This window comes from Rhizobium sp. Leaf306 (genome assembly GCF_001423425.1).
Lineage (GTDB): Bacteria > Pseudomonadota > Alphaproteobacteria > Rhizobiales > Rhizobiaceae > Neorhizobium > Neorhizobium soli.
In genome coordinates, this window is the sequence record NZ_LMNX01000002.1 from 315,351 (window position 1) to 331,067 (window position 15,717).

A 15,717-nucleotide genomic window follows, 5' to 3' on the forward strand; every position below is an offset into this window, starting at 1 on the left:
GCGTTGAAACGCCGTAGCGATTTTTCCAGCCTGTGATACCTTGAAATTCTCCCGGACGGTGGCACGGCCGCGGGAGTGCTTTGGGGAGGGCAGGGCATGGGAGATTACCGGCGATTTCACGAGGAAATATCCCGGATCGCGACGGCGTTTCAGGCAATGTGGGACGAGCTCGCCACATCCGAAGCGATGCTTTCGCGAGGGGTGAAGGACAGACACGTTCCAGATGTCGCAGACCTCGAAGCCGAGGCCGAGCGGCAGGCACGGGTGACGATGATGGGCGACGGCCTGGAGGCGGATCTCGCCAAAGCGGTCGGCGCGTTCGGCGATGCGGTGACGAGGCTGCGGCAGACCTTCGACGATCCTGTCGAGCCCACCAGTTTGAAGCGCATACTCGGCTGGACCACGAAGTGGTCCGGTCAACGTTCGGGGCAAAACAGGACGGGCATCGAGCCTGTGAAGCAGCTCCTCGATGTCGGAAATGCTTTCTACACGCTGCTCGACAAGGAACGTGTCGCGCTGATGATGGGACGCTACCGGTTCGAGAGGGGGCTTCTCGACCTTGCCGACCACCGCAGGGAACTGGTGCGCGGGTTGATGGGCGAGGATCTGTCCAAACCCGACGCGGTGGGCCGGACGGAAGGCCTTTTCCGGCTGATGAACGGTGTAACCGACCGGATGAATGCCAGCGTGATGACGCTCAATATCTTGCGCCACAAGGTGCTTTTCGACACCGGCGACCTGCTGGCAGTTCATCAGGCGCTCTGGCAGCGCGATCCACCGCTGCAGGGTCTTCTCCCCTACAGTGTTCCGGTAGCAGGGGTATTTGCCGAAAGTGCCTGGCGGGCCTCCGGTGCCGGGCAAGCAAAGCGGGCGGCGCAACAGGCCTTTGCCGACCGGTTCCTGCCAAAGGCGGAGACCGATCCGGTGTCCGTGACCGATGGGAGCGAGCCTGGAGAGGTGACGGCTGTGACGAGCGCCAGTGACGGGCGTTGGAGGATGCCGCACTGGCCGTTTGGCGGCTATCTGCGATCGTAAACCCGTGCTCCGCTGCCGATTTTTGTGCAGCGCGGTTGTTTGCCTGCTTGCGGAACCATATCTGTTGGAACAACCGGGCGGACCTATCGGCCCCACAGACAGGAGAACAGGATGCTCGATCGGCTCAAGGCCTCACTTCAGACCCTGGGCAAGGCGATCGCAAGGGGCATCGGACTGCTCGTCGCCGGGATCGTCTGGCCGTTTCGTGCCGCTCATGGCTGGTATGGCGAGCGGCACCTGATGGTGAAGGCGCCGATCCTGGCATTCCTCGTTATCTTGTTTGGTCTTTACGGCTATTTCTTCGTGCAGACCCAGATCTGGACCGGGTTCAACCCGAGCTTTGTCGATGCCTATCGCTGGAATGAGCGCACCGTGCCGGCCGGCCAGGATCTTCCTGCGACGGCGCCCGTGGCGGCGGCTGCTGCCGAAACATCGAACGGGACGGCCGCGTCTTCTCCGGTGCCCGCCGCGCCTGTTGTGGCTGCCCGCCAGTGCCAGTCGTCGGCGATCGTCGATGCGGCGGCGGATCTGACCGACGCCAACGTGAACCAGAATGCGTGGATCTCGTCCATGCTGCTCTACCGGCTCGGCTTCTTCGGCATCAGCTGGGACAACACGCCATTTCTCGACAACAAGGCTTCGTTCCAGCGCGGCGTGAACCAGGCGGTGCGACGCACGTCCAGCGAACTTGTCGATACGCTCGGCCGCGTGCGTGGCACGTCGGGTGTCAACACCAACCTACAGGATGCCCGCGGCAACCTGCAGTTTGATGAGTATTCCTGGTATTTCGGTGTCGATCCGTTTGGCTTCAAAACGCCGACGCCGAGCTACTATCGCACCGCGATCGAAAAGCTGCGGGCCTTCAACGCCGATCTCACCGCCTGCAACGCGACCTTCGACAGCCGCTCCGACAATCTCGTGCAGTTCGTCGACCGGATCGCCAATGATCTTGGTGCGACGGCTGCGATCCTGCGCGACCGGTCGGAAAACCATGCGGCGGGCTGGTTCGATACCCGTGCCGACGACCGTTTCTGGTTCGCCTATGGCCAGCTCTACGGCTATTACGCCGTGCTTTCCGCAGCTGGTGCCGACTTCTCGCAGGTCATTCGCGAGCGCAACCTGACGCAGCTTTGGAACGAGACGCTGTCGCGTTTCCGCGCAGCACTTCGCATCCAGCCGTCGATCGTGTCCAATGGGGCGGAAGATGGGATGATCATGCCGAGCCATCTGTCGGTGATGGGCTTCCATACGCTGATGGTGCGCTCCAACCTCGTTGAAGTGCGCGGCGTACTGGATCGGTAAGACGGTGCGGCTGCGGCAGCGCTAGCTGATCAGCCGCAGTCTCAGCGCTTTTGCCACAAGCTGGGTGCGGTTGACGCAATCGAGCTTCTTGATGGCATTGGTCATGTAGGCGTTGACCGTGTGATCGGAGAGGGACAGGATCTTGCCGATTTCGGACGAGGTCTTGCCCTGTGCCGTCCAGCGTACGACTTCAAGTTCCCGCGTGGTCAGCGGCCCGAAGGTCGATGCCTGCTCCGATCGGCGGATGCGATCGAACACCGCGAAGGCGTGCAAAATAACCATGCCGATTTCGTTCAGTTCCGCCTGGGTCAGGCGCGGACGATCTCCCGACATGCGGATGCGGAAGCCGGTACCATCGACCGAATGAAGCGCCATGGCCACGCTGGTGATCATGCCGTACTGACGGCGCAGGGCGATCAGGTCCGGCGGGAGCTGGCCAGGCGAGTTGCGATCATCGAGACAGCAACAGTCCGGGAGCGACCAGCCGCTCGTGGCATCCGCCATCCGGGTGCGTGGCAGCAGCCGCAGTCGATCGAATTCGCGGATATAGTCCTTGGGAAGATTGGTCTCGACGATGATGCGGGACAGAAGCGTCTCGCTTGCAGGCGGAAGCTTGACCAGAGCGAAATGGCGCAAGCCAAATTCGCGTGTGGCCCGTTCAAAGACCGTCGAAATCTCCGCACGGGAGTAGGCTGCAGAAATTTCGCCGTTGAGGATCGATTGCCGCTCCAGCGTGATCATATTAGCTTCGAAAAAAGTGAATGGTTATTATGTTAAGCGCAACAAATATACTAATCGCTTTGTAAATCCAGCGGAAAAGTGAGCAAAAGCCCCCGTGCGGAGTAATTTTCCGAGATACTGTTATATTTGTCTCATGTATCGCCGAGATGGGCTCACTAGCAAGCACTTTTGCGGTTCGTCAATCACCGGTCCGGCCTGATCCGGGGTGATTTAGACGCTGAGTCGGTCAAAGCTTGGTTTCGTGTTTGTGGGCCTTTGTCGTCGCCATGATCTTCTCCAGCCAGCCGAGCATGACGGCCGAGACCACAAAGGTGAGGTGGATGATCGTGTACCACATCAGCGTGGTATCCGAGTACTGGTTGGCATTGAGGAAGATCTGCAGGAGATGGATCGACGAGATGGCAACGATGGAGGAGGCGACCTTGATCTTGAGGCTTCCGGCATCCAGTTTGCCGAGGAACGAAACGTCGGCTTCCGTTTCGTCGAAGCGGCTAACGAAGTTCTCGTAACCAGAGATCATCACCATCACGATCAGGCTCGCAACGAGTGCCGCATCAATGAGACCCAGCATGGCGAGGATCATTTCGGCTTCACTCAGCGTGAAGACTTCCTTGGCGACTTTCCAGAACTTGAACATGAAAGACAGCGCGTAGACGGCAAGTGCGGCAACCAGGCCCAGATAGAAGACGACGAGGAGCCAGCGACTGGAGAGGATGATCTTCTCGACAAGCAGTTCCAGCGATTTCATGGGGGCCGTTCTCCGTTGCAGGCGCTGGAGATTCCCATAAGCCGGGCCGAAAACCGGTGCAAGATGCCTATCCTGACGAAAACGCCGCACCCCCTACGGGGAATGCGGCGTCCAGAATCAAAGGGCGACCGTCGGGGAGGGATCAGAACTTCTTGGTCACCGACAGTTTGAAGCTGCGGCCGGGCTCGCTGTAGAAGTCCTGCGCCGAAGCCGAAACGCCGTCCGGGACGCTGACCGCGTCAAAGTACTTCTTGTCGAACACGTTGAAGACGCCGGCCTGAACCTTGAGGCCGGTCAGATCAATGCTTCCGACCTTTTCGGGTGCCCACCAGACGGTTGTGTCGACGAGGCCGTAACCGGGTGCCTCGAAGCCGGTGCCGCTGACCTTGTTGCGGGAGGACGCAAGCGTCAGCGAGACGTCCGAGCCCCAGGTCTCGGATGAATAGCCAAGGCCGATGATGGCGCGCAGCGGCGCGACCGAGTTCAGGTAGTCGCCGGTATCGGTATCCTTGCCGTGCGAATAGGCAAACGAGCCCCAAGTGCGCCAGCGTGGATCGAAGCGCCATTCGCCGCCCAGCTCGATGCCGTAGATGCGGACGTGGTTGAGGTTTTCGTAGCCGGTGATGCCGCCGACCGGGTACTCACCGCCCGGAGGCGCGATGGTGACCGTGTCGATGAAGTTCTTGTAGTAGTTGTTGAAGGCGGTCGCCTTGAACGAATAGTCGGCCGCGTCGTATTTGGCGCCGATTTCAAAGCCGTTGCTGGTTTCGGTTTCGAGATCAGGATTGCCGATGCGGGCATAGGAGCCCGGAGCCCCGTAATTCTGGTAAAGCTCGGTCGCGGTCGGCGCGCGGAAGCCGCGGGCATACTGGGCAAACAGTTCCAGTTCCTGGGTCGCCTTCCAGCCGAAACGGAGTTTTGGCGAGATGCCGAAATCATTGTTGCTTTCGAGATAGGCCGGATCGTAGTTCGGGCTGTTCTCGAAGCTTGCGGTCGATTTCGGATCGTAATCGTACCAGTCGAAGCGCACACCGGGCGTCACCGTCAGGCGGTCCTCGAAGAACTTGATGTCGTCTTCGGCATACATGCCGAAGATCATCCCGTCGACGTCAGGCATATCGGACGAATTGGAATGGAGCATGCGGCAGGACTGGGGACCGAAGGGTTGCGGGATGGTCGTCCAGTCGACATCAGGGCAATTGTCGACGCCGGAGGAGTATTGATAGGTCTTCTGCCAGGAGAGCTCGCCGCCGAACCGGAATTCGTGGCTGACGCCGCCGATGGTCAGTTCCTTCGAGGCGCTGCCGGAGATGCCGTAGCTATCCTGTGTCAGCTGGTTGTCTCGGCTGTAGATACCGCTTGGGGAGCCGTAGAAGAAGGGGTCGCCGGGAATGATTGAGCCGCGTGGGTCGGTAAGGCGGAACCCGTCCGTCGTGTTGTTCAGTCGCTGCTTTTGCCAGTAGGTGATGATGCTCGCCTGATCGACGATGTCGCCGCCGCTGGGGGAGGTAAAGTCGTAGGATGCCGACAGCCGCTTGCGATCGACCTCTTCGCCGCTCTTCAGCGTGCCCTGCTGGTAGCTCGTTGTCGTGCCGCGCATGTTGTCGCTGTCGATCTCCTTGTTGAAGAGTTCGCCGGTCAGGCCGAAACGATGGCCGCCCTCGATATACTGGTGGAACTTGGCGAGCAGGTTGCGCTGCCAGTAATCGCTTGGATTGGCCTCCGTGCGGGTGGTGCCGTAACCGCCGATATCGCCCTCGTTATCGGTCTCGTTGCCGCGCTTGTAGCCGCCCTGGAGCATGAACCAGCTGTCATTGTGTCGTGCGGCGATGGCGGCATTGTTGCCGAGGCTGCGGTCGGCGCTGTCATAGGTGCTCTTGGTCAGGGCGCCGAAATTACGGCCGTCCTCGATCAGGTCTTCCGGATTGATCGTGTAGAGCTGAACCGCGCCGCCGAGGGCGCCGGATCCGACGCGGCTCGAATCGGCACCCTTGGTGATATCGATCGTCGAGAGCGTGTCGAAATCGAAGGCGTTGTTGCCGCCACGGGCGCTATCGCGCGGGTCGGTCAGCCAGGGCTGGCGGATCCCGTCGATCGTCGTCAGGACGCGCTCGTTTTGCAGACCGCGAATGTTGATGCTCTGGCTCTGCCGGTTGAAGGTGACGCCGGCATCGACGCGACGGGAGAAATCCTTGAAATCGGTGACCATCCGGTCCTGGATGACCTGACGATCTGTCGTTTCGGTCAGCGGCGAGTCGGACTTGCCGACGGAAGTCCCGTCGCGCAACACGATCGGCTTCAGGGCGGTCGTATCCTGGCCATCGGCAACCTGGGTCGCGGCGGTCGTTCCAGCGGCGGTCGTTCCAGCGGCGGTCTGGGCAGTCTCTTGCGCCCATGCCGGCGGCGCGGCCGTGATCAGCAGAAGTGCGGCAGTTCCGGCGTAGAGATGGCGATGCCGCGACGAACGGGTAGGCATGGTGGTTCCCCTCAAAAAGACATGCAGAGACATCGGGCGCGGCGATAGCCTGCGTCCGGGTAACGTTCGGATTGTTTGATTTCCGCCGAAGCAGAAGCCCCGCAAAAAGCTTAGAAATCTAAACTAAATGAGTCAAGTTTGAATCTGAGTGTAATACTCATGTTTTTGCGCGGCGTGTGGTGAGAGCACGCCGTGACGAGTGTTGGTCGTCGTCACGGCGTGGTTGGTCAGTGGCTCGGTGGTGGGTTTGCGGAAGTCGGAGAAGAGGCGACTGTCAGCCTGACGCTGCCGCGGTTGTTGCCGTAGGCGCCCCAGGCATCGTTGGCGAAGCAGTAAAGATAGCCGTCGCCCTTCGGTGTGAATTTCGCCTTGCTGCGGATCAGAAACACCTCGTGGGGCAGTTTGAGAATGCCGTTCTTGGGCGTCTGCTGCTGAGCGGGCGGCGGCACGTCGTTGGCGATCACGCCGATCAGGCTGAACCAGGGGAGCTCCTCCTCGCGACGGGTCCACCAGAAATCCACCTGCTGGTTTCCGGTCGACCATTTCCACGCCTTTTCGAGCTGGCCAAGGCCGCTCGAGGCAAGATGGGCAATCTCACCGGCCTGGAAGTTTCCTCCATCTTTCGGGCCATCGGCGTTGCACAGGACCGTGCCATCGGTCCACTCGCCTTTCGCGACGAACGTGTAGGTGATGCCCTTTTGCAGAAAGATGCCGGTGTCGTTCCAGTGGTCGCGTGCGAAGACATCGACCTCTGCGGGCAGGTTTGCGTTGGCGTGCCGGTAGCGCCCCTGCGACAAGGGCGGGGTGCGGTGCCGCTCGGAGGCGGAGCTGTGCAAATCTTCTGAGGGCGTTGCGGTCACGTGCGGTACGGCGCGCGGTCTCGTTTTCAGCTTGGCGAAGATGCCACTGGCGGAATCATGCAGCACGCCGCGCGGATCCGGCCTCAGCTGGTTTTCAGCCCCTTCGCGGAATACGAGGCCGCAGCTTTTTGCCTCGTTCATCATCCACAGGAGAGCGCCGTCCGAAAGGCCTGTTGCGGCATAGCCACCGCCGACATCACCATGCACGCCTGGGAACCAGACCTGTTTCAGCGTTCCGGTCCAGCCATCCGGCTTGACCCAGAGCGTCGGCATGAAACTTTGGCGGAACTCGTCGAGCGCGACCGCATGGCGGGCGTTGAGGACGGCGGAACCGAGTGTCGTATCGTGAAACTCATGGTTCTCCGGATTGTCGAGAAGGTTGAGAAACCCCATGTCATCGGGAATGCCGAGCGCGCCGACCGTATCCCAGACGCCGATGAACTGGATGAGCGTTGAGGCATTGCGGGTGCCGCCTGGGGCGACGTTGTGGAAGTGGATCTTGCCGGACTGTTTGCGCTTGGTGCCGGCTTCGCTCTTGGCGCGGTACTCCGTGAAGATCGCCTCGATCGCCTTCCAGGTTCCCTCTTCGTCGAGCTTAGAGGCTTTGATATCCAGAAGGCCGCATTTGGAGATCATGCCGCCGAGGCTGCGGACCGTGTAGGCGCCACGGCTGAAGCCGAACAGATAGATTTGATCTCCGGATTTGTAGGTGCTGGCAAGCCATTTGTAAGCGCCCTTGATGTTGTCAGCGAGACCCTTGCCGGTACCGCCTTCCACCGCACGTCGCCACCAGGTTCCGTCCGTGCCGACACCGGGGTGATAGTAGGCATCCTGTTTGATGCCAGCGGCATCCTTGTCGGCGACTGCATTGTAAATCTTGCGAACATTGGTCGGGCTAGGCTGGCCGCCATCCATATCGTCGGGCGTGTTCCAGGTGCCGTCGCAGCAGAGAATAAGGTTCATTGGTCGTTCCCCCTCGATCCCCCATGGATCAGAGATATATAAGATTGTATCGAGGTAAATTGCAACTTTGGTGTGTGGATGAGCGCGTTGTAGTGTGCATAATCAGGGCGCTGTTCCCGTTCCGGGCTTGTCGTGGGGAAGCGGCTGTGGCCATGGTTCACGCAAACCAACAAGCGAGAGACAAGCATGGCCCCCGTTCCATCCGACATCGAGATCGCCCGCGCGGCAAAAAAGAAACCGATCGCGGACATTGGCGCGGCGCTTGGCATCTCTCCCGAGGCGTTGGTGCCCTACGGCCATGACAAGGCGAAGATCGGGGCCGATTTCATCGGCTCGCTCCAGGGCCGCCCCGATGGCAAGCTGATCCTCGTGACGGCGATCAATCCGACGCCGGCGGGCGAGGGCAAGACGACGACCACGGTCGGGCTTGGCGACGGGCTGAACCGGATCGGCAAGAAGGCCGTCATCTGCGTGCGCGAGCCGTCGCTTGGGCCCTGCTTCGGCGTCAAGGGCGGGGCGGCCGGCGGCGGCTATGCGCAGGTCGTGCCGATGGAAGACATCAACCTGCACTTCACCGGCGACTTCCACGCCATTACCTCTGCGCACAATCTCCTGTCGGCGATGATCGACAACCATGTCTACTGGGGCAACGCGCTCGACATCGACACGCGCCGCATCACCTGGCGGCGGGTGATGGACATGAACGACCGGGCGCTGCGCCAGACCGTGACCTCGCTTGGCGGCGTGTCGAACGGGTTTGCGCGCGAAAGCGGCTTCGACATTACCGTCGCATCCGAAGTGATGGCGATCCTCTGTCTGGCGCAGGATCTGGCCGACCTCGAAAAGCGGCTCGGCGATATCGTCATCGGCTACCGGTTCGACCGCTCGCCGGTCTATGCCCGCGACATCAAGGCCGACAAGGCGATGGCGGTGCTTCTGAAGGACGCGATGCAGCCGAACCTGGTGCAGACGCTGGAAAACAATCCGGCGCTGGTGCATGGCGGGCCGTTCGCCAACATCGCCCATGGCTGCAACTCCGTGATCGCGACGAAGACGGCGCTGAAGCTTGGCGACTATGTGGTGACCGAAGCGGGTTTCGGAGCGGATCTGGGGGCCGAAAAGTTCTTCGACATCAAGTGCCGCAAGGCAGGGCTGAAGCCCGATGCGGCCGTGATCGTCGCGACCATCCGGGCGCTGAAGATGAACGGCGGCGTGAAGAAGGACGATCTGGGAGGCGAGAATGTCGAGGCGCTGACGCGCGGCTGCTCGAACCTTGGGCGCCACATCGCAAATGTGCGCAAGTTCGGCGTGCCGGTCGTGGTCGCGATCAACCACTTCATCTCGGATACCGATGCGGAAGTGGCGGCGATCAAGGACTACGTCTCGCATCACGGCGCCGAGGCGATCCTCTGCCGCCACTGGGCCGAGGGCTCGGCCGGCATCGAGGAACTGTCCTACAAGGTGGTGGAACTGGCGACAAGCGGTGCCGCCAACTTCAAGCCGATCTATCCTGACGACATGCCGCTGATGGAGAAGATCGAGGCGGTCGCCACCAAGATCTATCATGCCGGCGAGGTGACGGCGGAAAAGCCGGTGCGCGATCAGCTGAAGGCCTGGGAAAGTGCTGGTTACGGCCATCTGCCGGTCTGCATCGCCAAGACGCAGTATTCGTTCTCCACCGACCCCAACCTGCGCGGTGCTCCGGAAGGTCATGTGGTGCATGTGCGCGAAGTGCGGCTGTCTGCCGGCGCCGGCTTTATCGTGGCGATCACCGGCGAGATCATGACCATGCCGGGCCTTCCAAGCGCGCCTTCGGCCGAGCGGATCCATCTGAACGCCGATGGGCTGATCGAAGGGTTGTTCTAGGCCTTATAGTTCTCAGCGGGTTTTCTCCTGATCGTCCTTGCCTCTCGCCTTCGCGGGTGAGGGGCAACGTCATGCGTCTGTCACACCGAAATGGTCTGTTTGTCCTTACTCTTCAGGCACTGGCGGTGACCCGACGATTCGGGGCCGGCCATCGGGAACATCAGGATGGATCTTGTTCTTGCGACACTCGCCATGGCCCTTCTGGCGATCAATCTCTTCAGCATCGCTATCGCCGGCCGGCGACTTTCGCATCGGGACAAGGCGAGCGACACGCCGGCGGTGATCACGCCGGACGGTGTCTCGATCGTCATTCCGGTGCGCGGCATCGAGGCCTATTCCAGCCTGACGCTTGCGCATGCATTCAAGCTCGAATGGCCCGATTACGAGCTGATCTTCTGCGTGCAGGACGAGGGCGATCCGATCATCGGGGAAATCCGTGCCGCAATCGCCGCGCATCCCGCGGTGCCGGCGCGGCTGCTGATCGGCGACGACCGGATCAGCGCCAATCCGAAGCTCAACAACTGCGCCAAGGGCTGGCATGCGGCGCGCCACGAATGGGTGGTGCTTGCCGATTCCAACGTGCTGATGCCCAAGGACTATATCCAGAACCTCGTCTCCGGATGGCGGGCCGATACCGGGCTCGTCTGTTCGACACCGATCGGATCGCGGCCGGACGGGTTCTGGGCGGAAGTGGAATGCGCGTTCCTGAATACGCTGCAGGCGCGCTGGCAATATGTCGGCGAGGCGCTGGGGCTCGGCTTTGCGCAGGGCAAGAGCATGCTGTGGCACAAGCCGTTTCTGGATGCGGCCGGCGGCATCCAGGCGCTGGCGGCCGAGATTGCCGAGGACGCGGCGTCGACCAAGCTCGTCAACCGGCATGGCAAGAAAGTGCATCTGGTGTCGGCGCCGTTCGAGCAGCCGCTCGGGCGCCGGGGGCTGGAGGAAATCTGGTCGCGCCAGACGCGCTGGGCCCGGCTGCGGCGGGTGACGTTTCCCCTGTTCTTCACCCCGGAGATCCTGCTCGGGGCGCTGCCGCCTCTGACGCTTGGGCTGATCGCAGCCGTCCTGCTGGATCTCAATTCGGCAGCGGTTGCTGCGACCGTGTTTGCGGCAACCTACCTGCCGGAACTGGCCCTTGCGAGGGCCAAGGGCTGGCGGCTGTCGATCCTGTCGCTGCCGGCAATGATGATGCGCGACGTGATGCTGCCGGCGATCTGGATCAGAAGCTGGCTTTCCGGATCGTTCGAATGGCGCGGCAATGCCATGACGATCGGCACCCAGGAAAGCCAGCTGACCGGCTCCTCGCCGGCCTGACAGTGGCACTCAACGACTACTCGCAGATGCGGTAGCCACCATCCCTGTCGATGATGTCGAGATGAAGGTGATCCTCGTGCGCAGCATCGCTGCCGGGTGCGAGGACCGTGGTGAAATGCAGGCAGGCGCCGGCAGTGGCGGTCTTCTGGAATGCACCCTCCAGCGTATGATCGTCCTCGCGGCGCTTCATCACGACCTTCTCGCCGTTGTCGAGCTTGAAGGCGGCGACATCGAAGGCGTTACCGCGACCGTGCTCGGAGATCTTGCCGGTCGAGGCGCTGTTTCTCAGGCGGCACTGGTAGGTGGAGCCCGGGACAAGACCGGTAATCTTGCGGCCCGGCATGGCGATGTTGAGCGCGGGCTGGACCGTATCCTTCAACCAGTGGGCCATGGTCAGTGCCGTCTTGCAGCGCATGGTGGCGCCGCCGAGATCGACGCCGGGCAGAACCTGCGCCACCTCGATCGGCTGCTTGATGCCGCAGCCATTGCCGTCGTCGATCGGTTTGACGGATTCGAACTTGGCGCCGATGGCACCGAGGTCTGCAAGGCAGGCCTTGAGTTCTTCGGCGTCTTCCTCGACGAGAGGCGGAGGAGGCGGGGTCTCGGCCTGTTCCTGCTTGTCGTCAGCAGGCTTGTCGGCCGGAGTTTTGTCATCAGCGGCCTTGTCCTGCGGTGCCTTGTCGTCTGGCTTAGCGGCGTCAGGTTTGGCAGGATCAGCTTTGCCGTCGTTGCTCGCTGCAGCGGGCTTTTGTTCTGCGGGTTCTTCCGGCTTGGGAGTGGGGGTCGGGATGGTTTCTTCCGGAGCTTTAGCGGTCTGTTCGGGGCTCTGGGTCTGTTCGGGAGCCGGGACGGGTGGCTCTGCGGTGCGTTCTGCCGGCTTCTCCGCAGTGGTTTCGGGCGGCTTCTCGGCAGGTGCTTCGGCGGGCTTTGCGGCGACCTCAGGAGTAGCTGCGGCTGCGGCCGTTGCCGCGGTTGTCTCGGGCACGGGTTCAGCGCCCGGCTTTGCCATGGGAAGCGGAACGATTGCGAGGGCAGGTGCGGCCGGGATCGCGGCGCGGCTGAGGTTCTGGGAACCCTGTGACGGGCGGGTCGACTGGTTCTTGCCGGACGAGGATTTCCGCGACGACTGTTTGCGCGTGCGGCCGGCATCGCGCATGAACTGGTCGATAATATTGATTTCAATAATGTTCGTCACCGAGCCTTGCGGCGCCGGGCGGACAGGCAGAGGGGCAGCACCCAGTGTCAGCGGTGCGCTCATTGCCAGCGAAGTGCTTAAAGCGAGAAGGCATAGAGTATGCTTCATCCTTCGGTCGTCCTTTCCCATGTTTCGGAGACGCAACGCGGATGACCCTGTTTTGGTCGCATTGTGGCCAAATAAATCCACTTGCGCGTTTGCCGGAGCCGCGCTAACAATTCGCTCCATGATGATTTCGATGAGCAACAACGGTAACTGGTGGTGGGCACGCTGACGCGGCCTTGACCAGTCATGTCCATCGACAAGACTATGAACAAGCCGCCCGATTACCGAGGCGGCTTTTTTGTTGGCCGCTTCTCAAAACCCGGGCAGATCAACAGGGATTTTAGAGGCAGACATGGCGACGATCATTCACGACGACGGGTCCGAGACCTACGAAACCAGGGGGGGAGTAAGCGTCAGCCGAGCCCGCAGGCCGGCCGAATATGCAACCGCAATCTCGTCTTATGTCGACCGGCTGGACGAGCGCCGCGGCGCGGTGTTTTCCTCGAACTACGAATATCCGGGGCGCTATACCCGCTGGGATACGGCGATTGCCGATCCGCCACTCGGCATTACCTGCAACGGCCGGGCGATGTGGATCGAGGCCTATAACGGTCGTGGCGAAGTGCTTCTGTCGTTTATCACCGACAAGCTTGCGACGATTTCCGACCTGACGCTCGGCGAGCGCACCGACCGCCGTCTGGATCTGACCGTCCACCAGCCGTCCCGCGTGTTTACCGAGGAAGAGCGCTCGAAGATGCCGACGGTGTTTACCGCGCTGAGAGCCGTCGTCGATCTCTTCCATTCGGATGCGGATTCGGCGATCGGTCTGTTCGGGGCTTTCGGCTACGATCTTGCGTTCCAGTTCGATGCGATCAAGCTTTCGATGCAGCGTCCGGAAGACCAGCGCGACATGGTTCTCTATCTCCCCGACGAAATTCTGGTCGTCGACCACCATGCGGCAAAGGCCTGGGTCGACCGCTACGACTTTGCCAAGGACGGCGTGACGACGGAAGGCAAGGCGCAGGATATCGCGCCCGAGCCGTTCCTGCGCACCACGGTGACGCCGCCGAAGGGCGACCACAAGCCGGGGGAATATGCGAGCCTCGTTACCCGCGCCAAGGAAAGCTTTCGCCGCGGCGATCTGTTCGAAGTGGTTCCGGGCCAAAAATTCATGGAGCGCTGCGACAGCAATCCGTCGCAGATTTCCAACCGGCTGAAGGCGATCAACCCATCGCCCTATTCGTTTTTCATCAATCTAGGCAACCAGGAATACCTGATCGGCGCATCGCCGGAAATGTTCGTGCGGGTGTCTGGCCGTCGCATCGAGACCTGCCCGATTTCAGGCACGATCAAGCGTGGCGAGGATGCGATTTCCGACTCGGAACAGATCCTCAAGCTGCTCAATTCCAAGAAGGACGAATCCGAGCTCACCATGTGCTCCGACGTCGATCGTAACGACAAGTCGCGCGTCTGCGAGCCGGGTTCGGTCAAGGTGATCGGCCGCCGTCAGATCGAGATGTATTCGCGTCTCATCCACACGGTCGACCATATCGAGGGACGGCTGCGTCCGGATATGGATGCGTTCGACGGCTTCCTGAGCCACGCCTGGGCGGTGACCGTGACCGGTGCGCCGAAACTGTGGGCGATGCGGTTTGTCGAGGCCAACGAAAAGAGCCCGCGCGCCTGGTATGGCGGCGCGATCGGCATGGTCGGCTTCAACGGCGACATGAATACGGGGCTGACGCTGCGCACCATCCGCGTCAAGGACGGCATTGCCGAAGTGCGTGCCGGTGCGACGCTGCTCAACGATTCGGATCCGCATGAGGAAGAGGCCGAGACCGAGCTGAAGGCATCGGCGATGATTTCGGCGATCCGCGATGCGCGCGCCGGCAACACGGCCAAGGCTTCGCGTGACGTCGCCAAGGTGGGCCAGGGGGTGAAGATCCTGCTGGTCGACCACGAAGACAGTTTCGTCCACACGCTTGCCAACTACTTCCGCCAGACGGGGGCGACGGTCTCGACCGTTCGCTCGCCGGTGCCGGAAGAGGTGTTTAACCGGATCGATCCGGATCTCGTCGTCCTGTCGCCGGGGCCGGGCAATCCGAAGGATTTCGACTGCAAGGCGACGATCAAGGCGGCGCGGGCAAAGGACCTGCCGATCTTCGGCGTGTGTCTTGGCCTGCAGGCGCTGGCCGAAGCCTATGGCGGCGAGTTGCGGCAGCTGGCGCTGCCGATGCACGGTAAGCCGTCGCGCATCCGGGTTCTGGAGCCGGGCATCGTGTTTTCGGGGCTGGCGAAGGATGTGACGGTCGGGCGCTATCACTCGATCTTTGCCGATCCATCGACGCTGCCCTCCGATTTCATCATCACCGCCGAAAGCGAGGATGGCACGATCATGGGGATCGAACACGCCAGCGAGCCGATCGCCGCGGTGCAGTTCCACCCGGAATCGATCATGACGCTGGGCGGCGATGCCGGCATGCGGATGATCGAGAACGTGGTGGCAAACCTTTCGAGAAAGCGCGCAACGAAGGCGGCCTGATGGACGATGCCGACACGGTGGGTGGCGCTGACGGCGTCACCATCGAACAGCTCACGGACGAGCATATCGAGGGCTTTCACAAGGCGCTCGATATCGTCTGCCGGGAGCGGCGCTACATGGTGTTTCTGCGTGCCCCGCCGATCGACGAGATGCGGGATTTCGTGCGCGAGAGCGTGGCTGCTGGCAATCCGCACATCGTCGCGGTCGCTGACGGTGAGGTCGTCGGCTGGTGCGATATCCGAAGGCTGGAGCGCGATGTGCATGCTCATCGCGGCCTGCTCGGCATGGGCATCATTCCCGGGTTTCGCGATAGAGGCCTAGGCCGTCGGCTGATCGTTAACGCGGTCGAGGCCGCCAACCGGTCCGGCATTCACCGCGTCGAACTCGACGTGCATGCGGACAATCACCGGGCGATCGCGCTTTACCGGAAGGTGGGATTTCAGGTGGAGGGCGTGGCGCGCGATGCGTTGAAGATCGACGGATGCTACCTGGACAGCGTGCGGATGGCGCTAATCTTTACCTGACGCCTGGTCTCTGACGCCCGATGCCCGCCTGCGACGATGCCCCGTTGTTGATAACGTCTGACGACGAGCATACCCGGCGACTGGACGCGCAAGACCGGCTTTGACA

11 protein-coding genes are annotated in these 15,717 nt (G+C 61.7%); 6 read left to right on the forward strand and 5 right to left on the reverse strand.

Translation table 11 applies throughout. The features are described 5' to 3' along the window. The first annotated feature begins 96 nt into the window (after positions 1–96). On the forward strand, positions 97–1,035 hold the full coding sequence (locus ASG19_RS09400) for a hypothetical protein (RefSeq protein ID WP_156466467.1): 939 nt from the start codon (positions 97–99) through the stop codon (positions 1,033–1,035). 111 nt (positions 1,036–1,146) lie between these two features. Then, the gene (locus ASG19_RS09405; RefSeq protein ID WP_062455628.1) at positions 1,147–2,337 is read left to right on the forward strand and encodes a DUF2333 family protein; all 1,191 of its coding nucleotides are present in this window, start codon (positions 1,147–1,149) and stop codon (positions 2,335–2,337) included. A gap of 21 nt (positions 2,338–2,358) precedes the next feature. Here ASG19_RS09405 and ASG19_RS09410 read toward each other — a convergent pair whose 3' ends face one another. The 4 genes from ASG19_RS09410 to ASG19_RS09425 form a co-directional block, all read right to left on the reverse strand. Then, positions 2,359–3,078 carry a LuxR C-terminal-related transcriptional regulator gene (locus tag ASG19_RS09410; protein WP_062455631.1) on the reverse strand — a complete coding sequence of 240 codons (720 nt, stop codon included), beginning with the start codon at positions 3,076–3,078 and terminating at the stop codon, positions 2,359–2,361. Positions 3,079–3,304: 226 nt separating this feature from the next. Beyond that, entirely contained in the window at positions 3,305–3,826 is a 522-nt protein-coding gene (locus tag ASG19_RS09415) for a TIGR00645 family protein (protein ID WP_082472017.1), read from the reverse strand. A 142-nt stretch (positions 3,827–3,968) separates the two neighbouring features. Next, the gene (locus ASG19_RS09420) at positions 3,969–6,302 is read right to left on the reverse strand and encodes a TonB-dependent hemoglobin/transferrin/lactoferrin family receptor (RefSeq protein WP_062455634.1); all 2,334 of its coding nucleotides are present in this window, start codon (positions 6,300–6,302) and stop codon (positions 3,969–3,971) included. A gap of 227 nt (positions 6,303–6,529) precedes the next feature. Next, positions 6,530–8,125 (reverse strand): DUF2235 domain-containing protein, encoded by a 1,596-nt coding sequence (locus tag ASG19_RS09425; RefSeq protein WP_062455637.1) that lies wholly within the window; start codon positions 8,123–8,125, stop codon positions 6,530–6,532. Between the two features lie 186 nt (positions 8,126–8,311). On the opposite strand from ASG19_RS09425, the gene ASG19_RS09430 reads away from it, so the two are divergent. Both ASG19_RS09430 and ASG19_RS09435 read left to right on the forward strand, forming a co-directional pair. Continuing rightward, a complete protein-coding gene (locus ASG19_RS09430; protein WP_062455640.1) occupies positions 8,312–9,991 on the forward strand; it encodes a formate--tetrahydrofolate ligase in 1,680 nt (559 codons plus the stop codon). Positions 9,992–10,156: 165 nt separating this feature from the next. Further along, positions 10,157–11,305 carry a ceramide glucosyltransferase gene (locus ASG19_RS09435; RefSeq protein WP_062455643.1) on the forward strand — a complete coding sequence of 383 codons (1,149 nt, stop codon included), beginning with the start codon at positions 10,157–10,159 and terminating at the stop codon, positions 11,303–11,305. 16 nt (positions 11,306–11,321) lie between these two features. On the opposite strand, the gene ASG19_RS09440 is transcribed toward ASG19_RS09435, so the two are convergent. Then, positions 11,322–12,608, reverse strand: a complete 1,287-nt coding sequence (locus tag ASG19_RS09440) for an extensin family protein (protein ID WP_162238140.1) — start codon at positions 12,606–12,608, stop codon at positions 11,322–11,324. A gap of 289 nt (positions 12,609–12,897) precedes the next feature. Between ASG19_RS09440 and ASG19_RS09445 the strand changes: the two genes are divergently transcribed. Both ASG19_RS09445 and ASG19_RS09450 read left to right on the forward strand, forming a co-directional pair. Further along, on the forward strand, positions 12,898–15,087 hold the full coding sequence (locus tag ASG19_RS09445; protein ID WP_062455650.1) for an anthranilate synthase: 2,190 nt from the start codon (positions 12,898–12,900) through the stop codon (positions 15,085–15,087). Then, positions 15,087–15,611 carry a GNAT family N-acetyltransferase gene (locus ASG19_RS09450; RefSeq protein WP_062455653.1) on the forward strand — a complete coding sequence of 175 codons (525 nt, stop codon included), beginning with the start codon at positions 15,087–15,089 and terminating at the stop codon, positions 15,609–15,611. The genes ASG19_RS09445 and ASG19_RS09450 overlap by 1 nt, the downstream gene beginning before the upstream one ends. Positions 15,612–15,717: the final 106 nt, after the last annotated feature.

Bases quoted from the DNA above. Each gene is read 5' to 3' on its own strand.
- ASG19_RS09420 (WP_062455634.1), bottom strand. From the start codon at position 6,302: ATGCCTACCCGTTCGTCGCGGCATCGCCATCTCTACGCCGGAACTGCC.
- ASG19_RS09445 (WP_062455650.1), top strand. From the start codon at position 12,898: ATGGCGACGATCATTCACGACGACGGGTCCGAGACCTACGAAACCAGG.
- ASG19_RS09430 (WP_062455640.1), top strand. From the start codon at position 8,312: ATGGCCCCCGTTCCATCCGACATCGAGATCGCCCGCGCGGCAAAAAAG.
- ASG19_RS09405 (WP_062455628.1), top strand. From the start codon at position 1,147: ATGCTCGATCGGCTCAAGGCCTCACTTCAGACCCTGGGCAAGGCGATC.
- ASG19_RS09400 (WP_156466467.1), top strand. From the start codon at position 97: ATGGGAGATTACCGGCGATTTCACGAGGAAATATCCCGGATCGCGACG.
- ASG19_RS09435 (WP_062455643.1), top strand. From the start codon at position 10,157: ATGGATCTTGTTCTTGCGACACTCGCCATGGCCCTTCTGGCGATCAAT.
- ASG19_RS09440 (WP_162238140.1), bottom strand. From the start codon at position 12,608: ATGAAGCATACTCTATGCCTTCTCGCTTTAAGCACTTCGCTGGCAATG.
- ASG19_RS09410 (WP_062455631.1), bottom strand. From the start codon at position 3,078: ATGATCACGCTGGAGCGGCAATCGATCCTCAACGGCGAAATTTCTGCA.
- ASG19_RS09415 (WP_082472017.1), bottom strand. From the start codon at position 3,826: ATGAAATCGCTGGAACTGCTTGTCGAGAAGATCATCCTCTCCAGTCGC.
- ASG19_RS09425 (WP_062455637.1), bottom strand. From the start codon at position 8,125: ATGAACCTTATTCTCTGCTGCGACGGCACCTGGAACACGCCCGACGAT.
- ASG19_RS09450 (WP_062455653.1), top strand. From the start codon at position 15,087: ATGGACGATGCCGACACGGTGGGTGGCGCTGACGGCGTCACCATCGAA.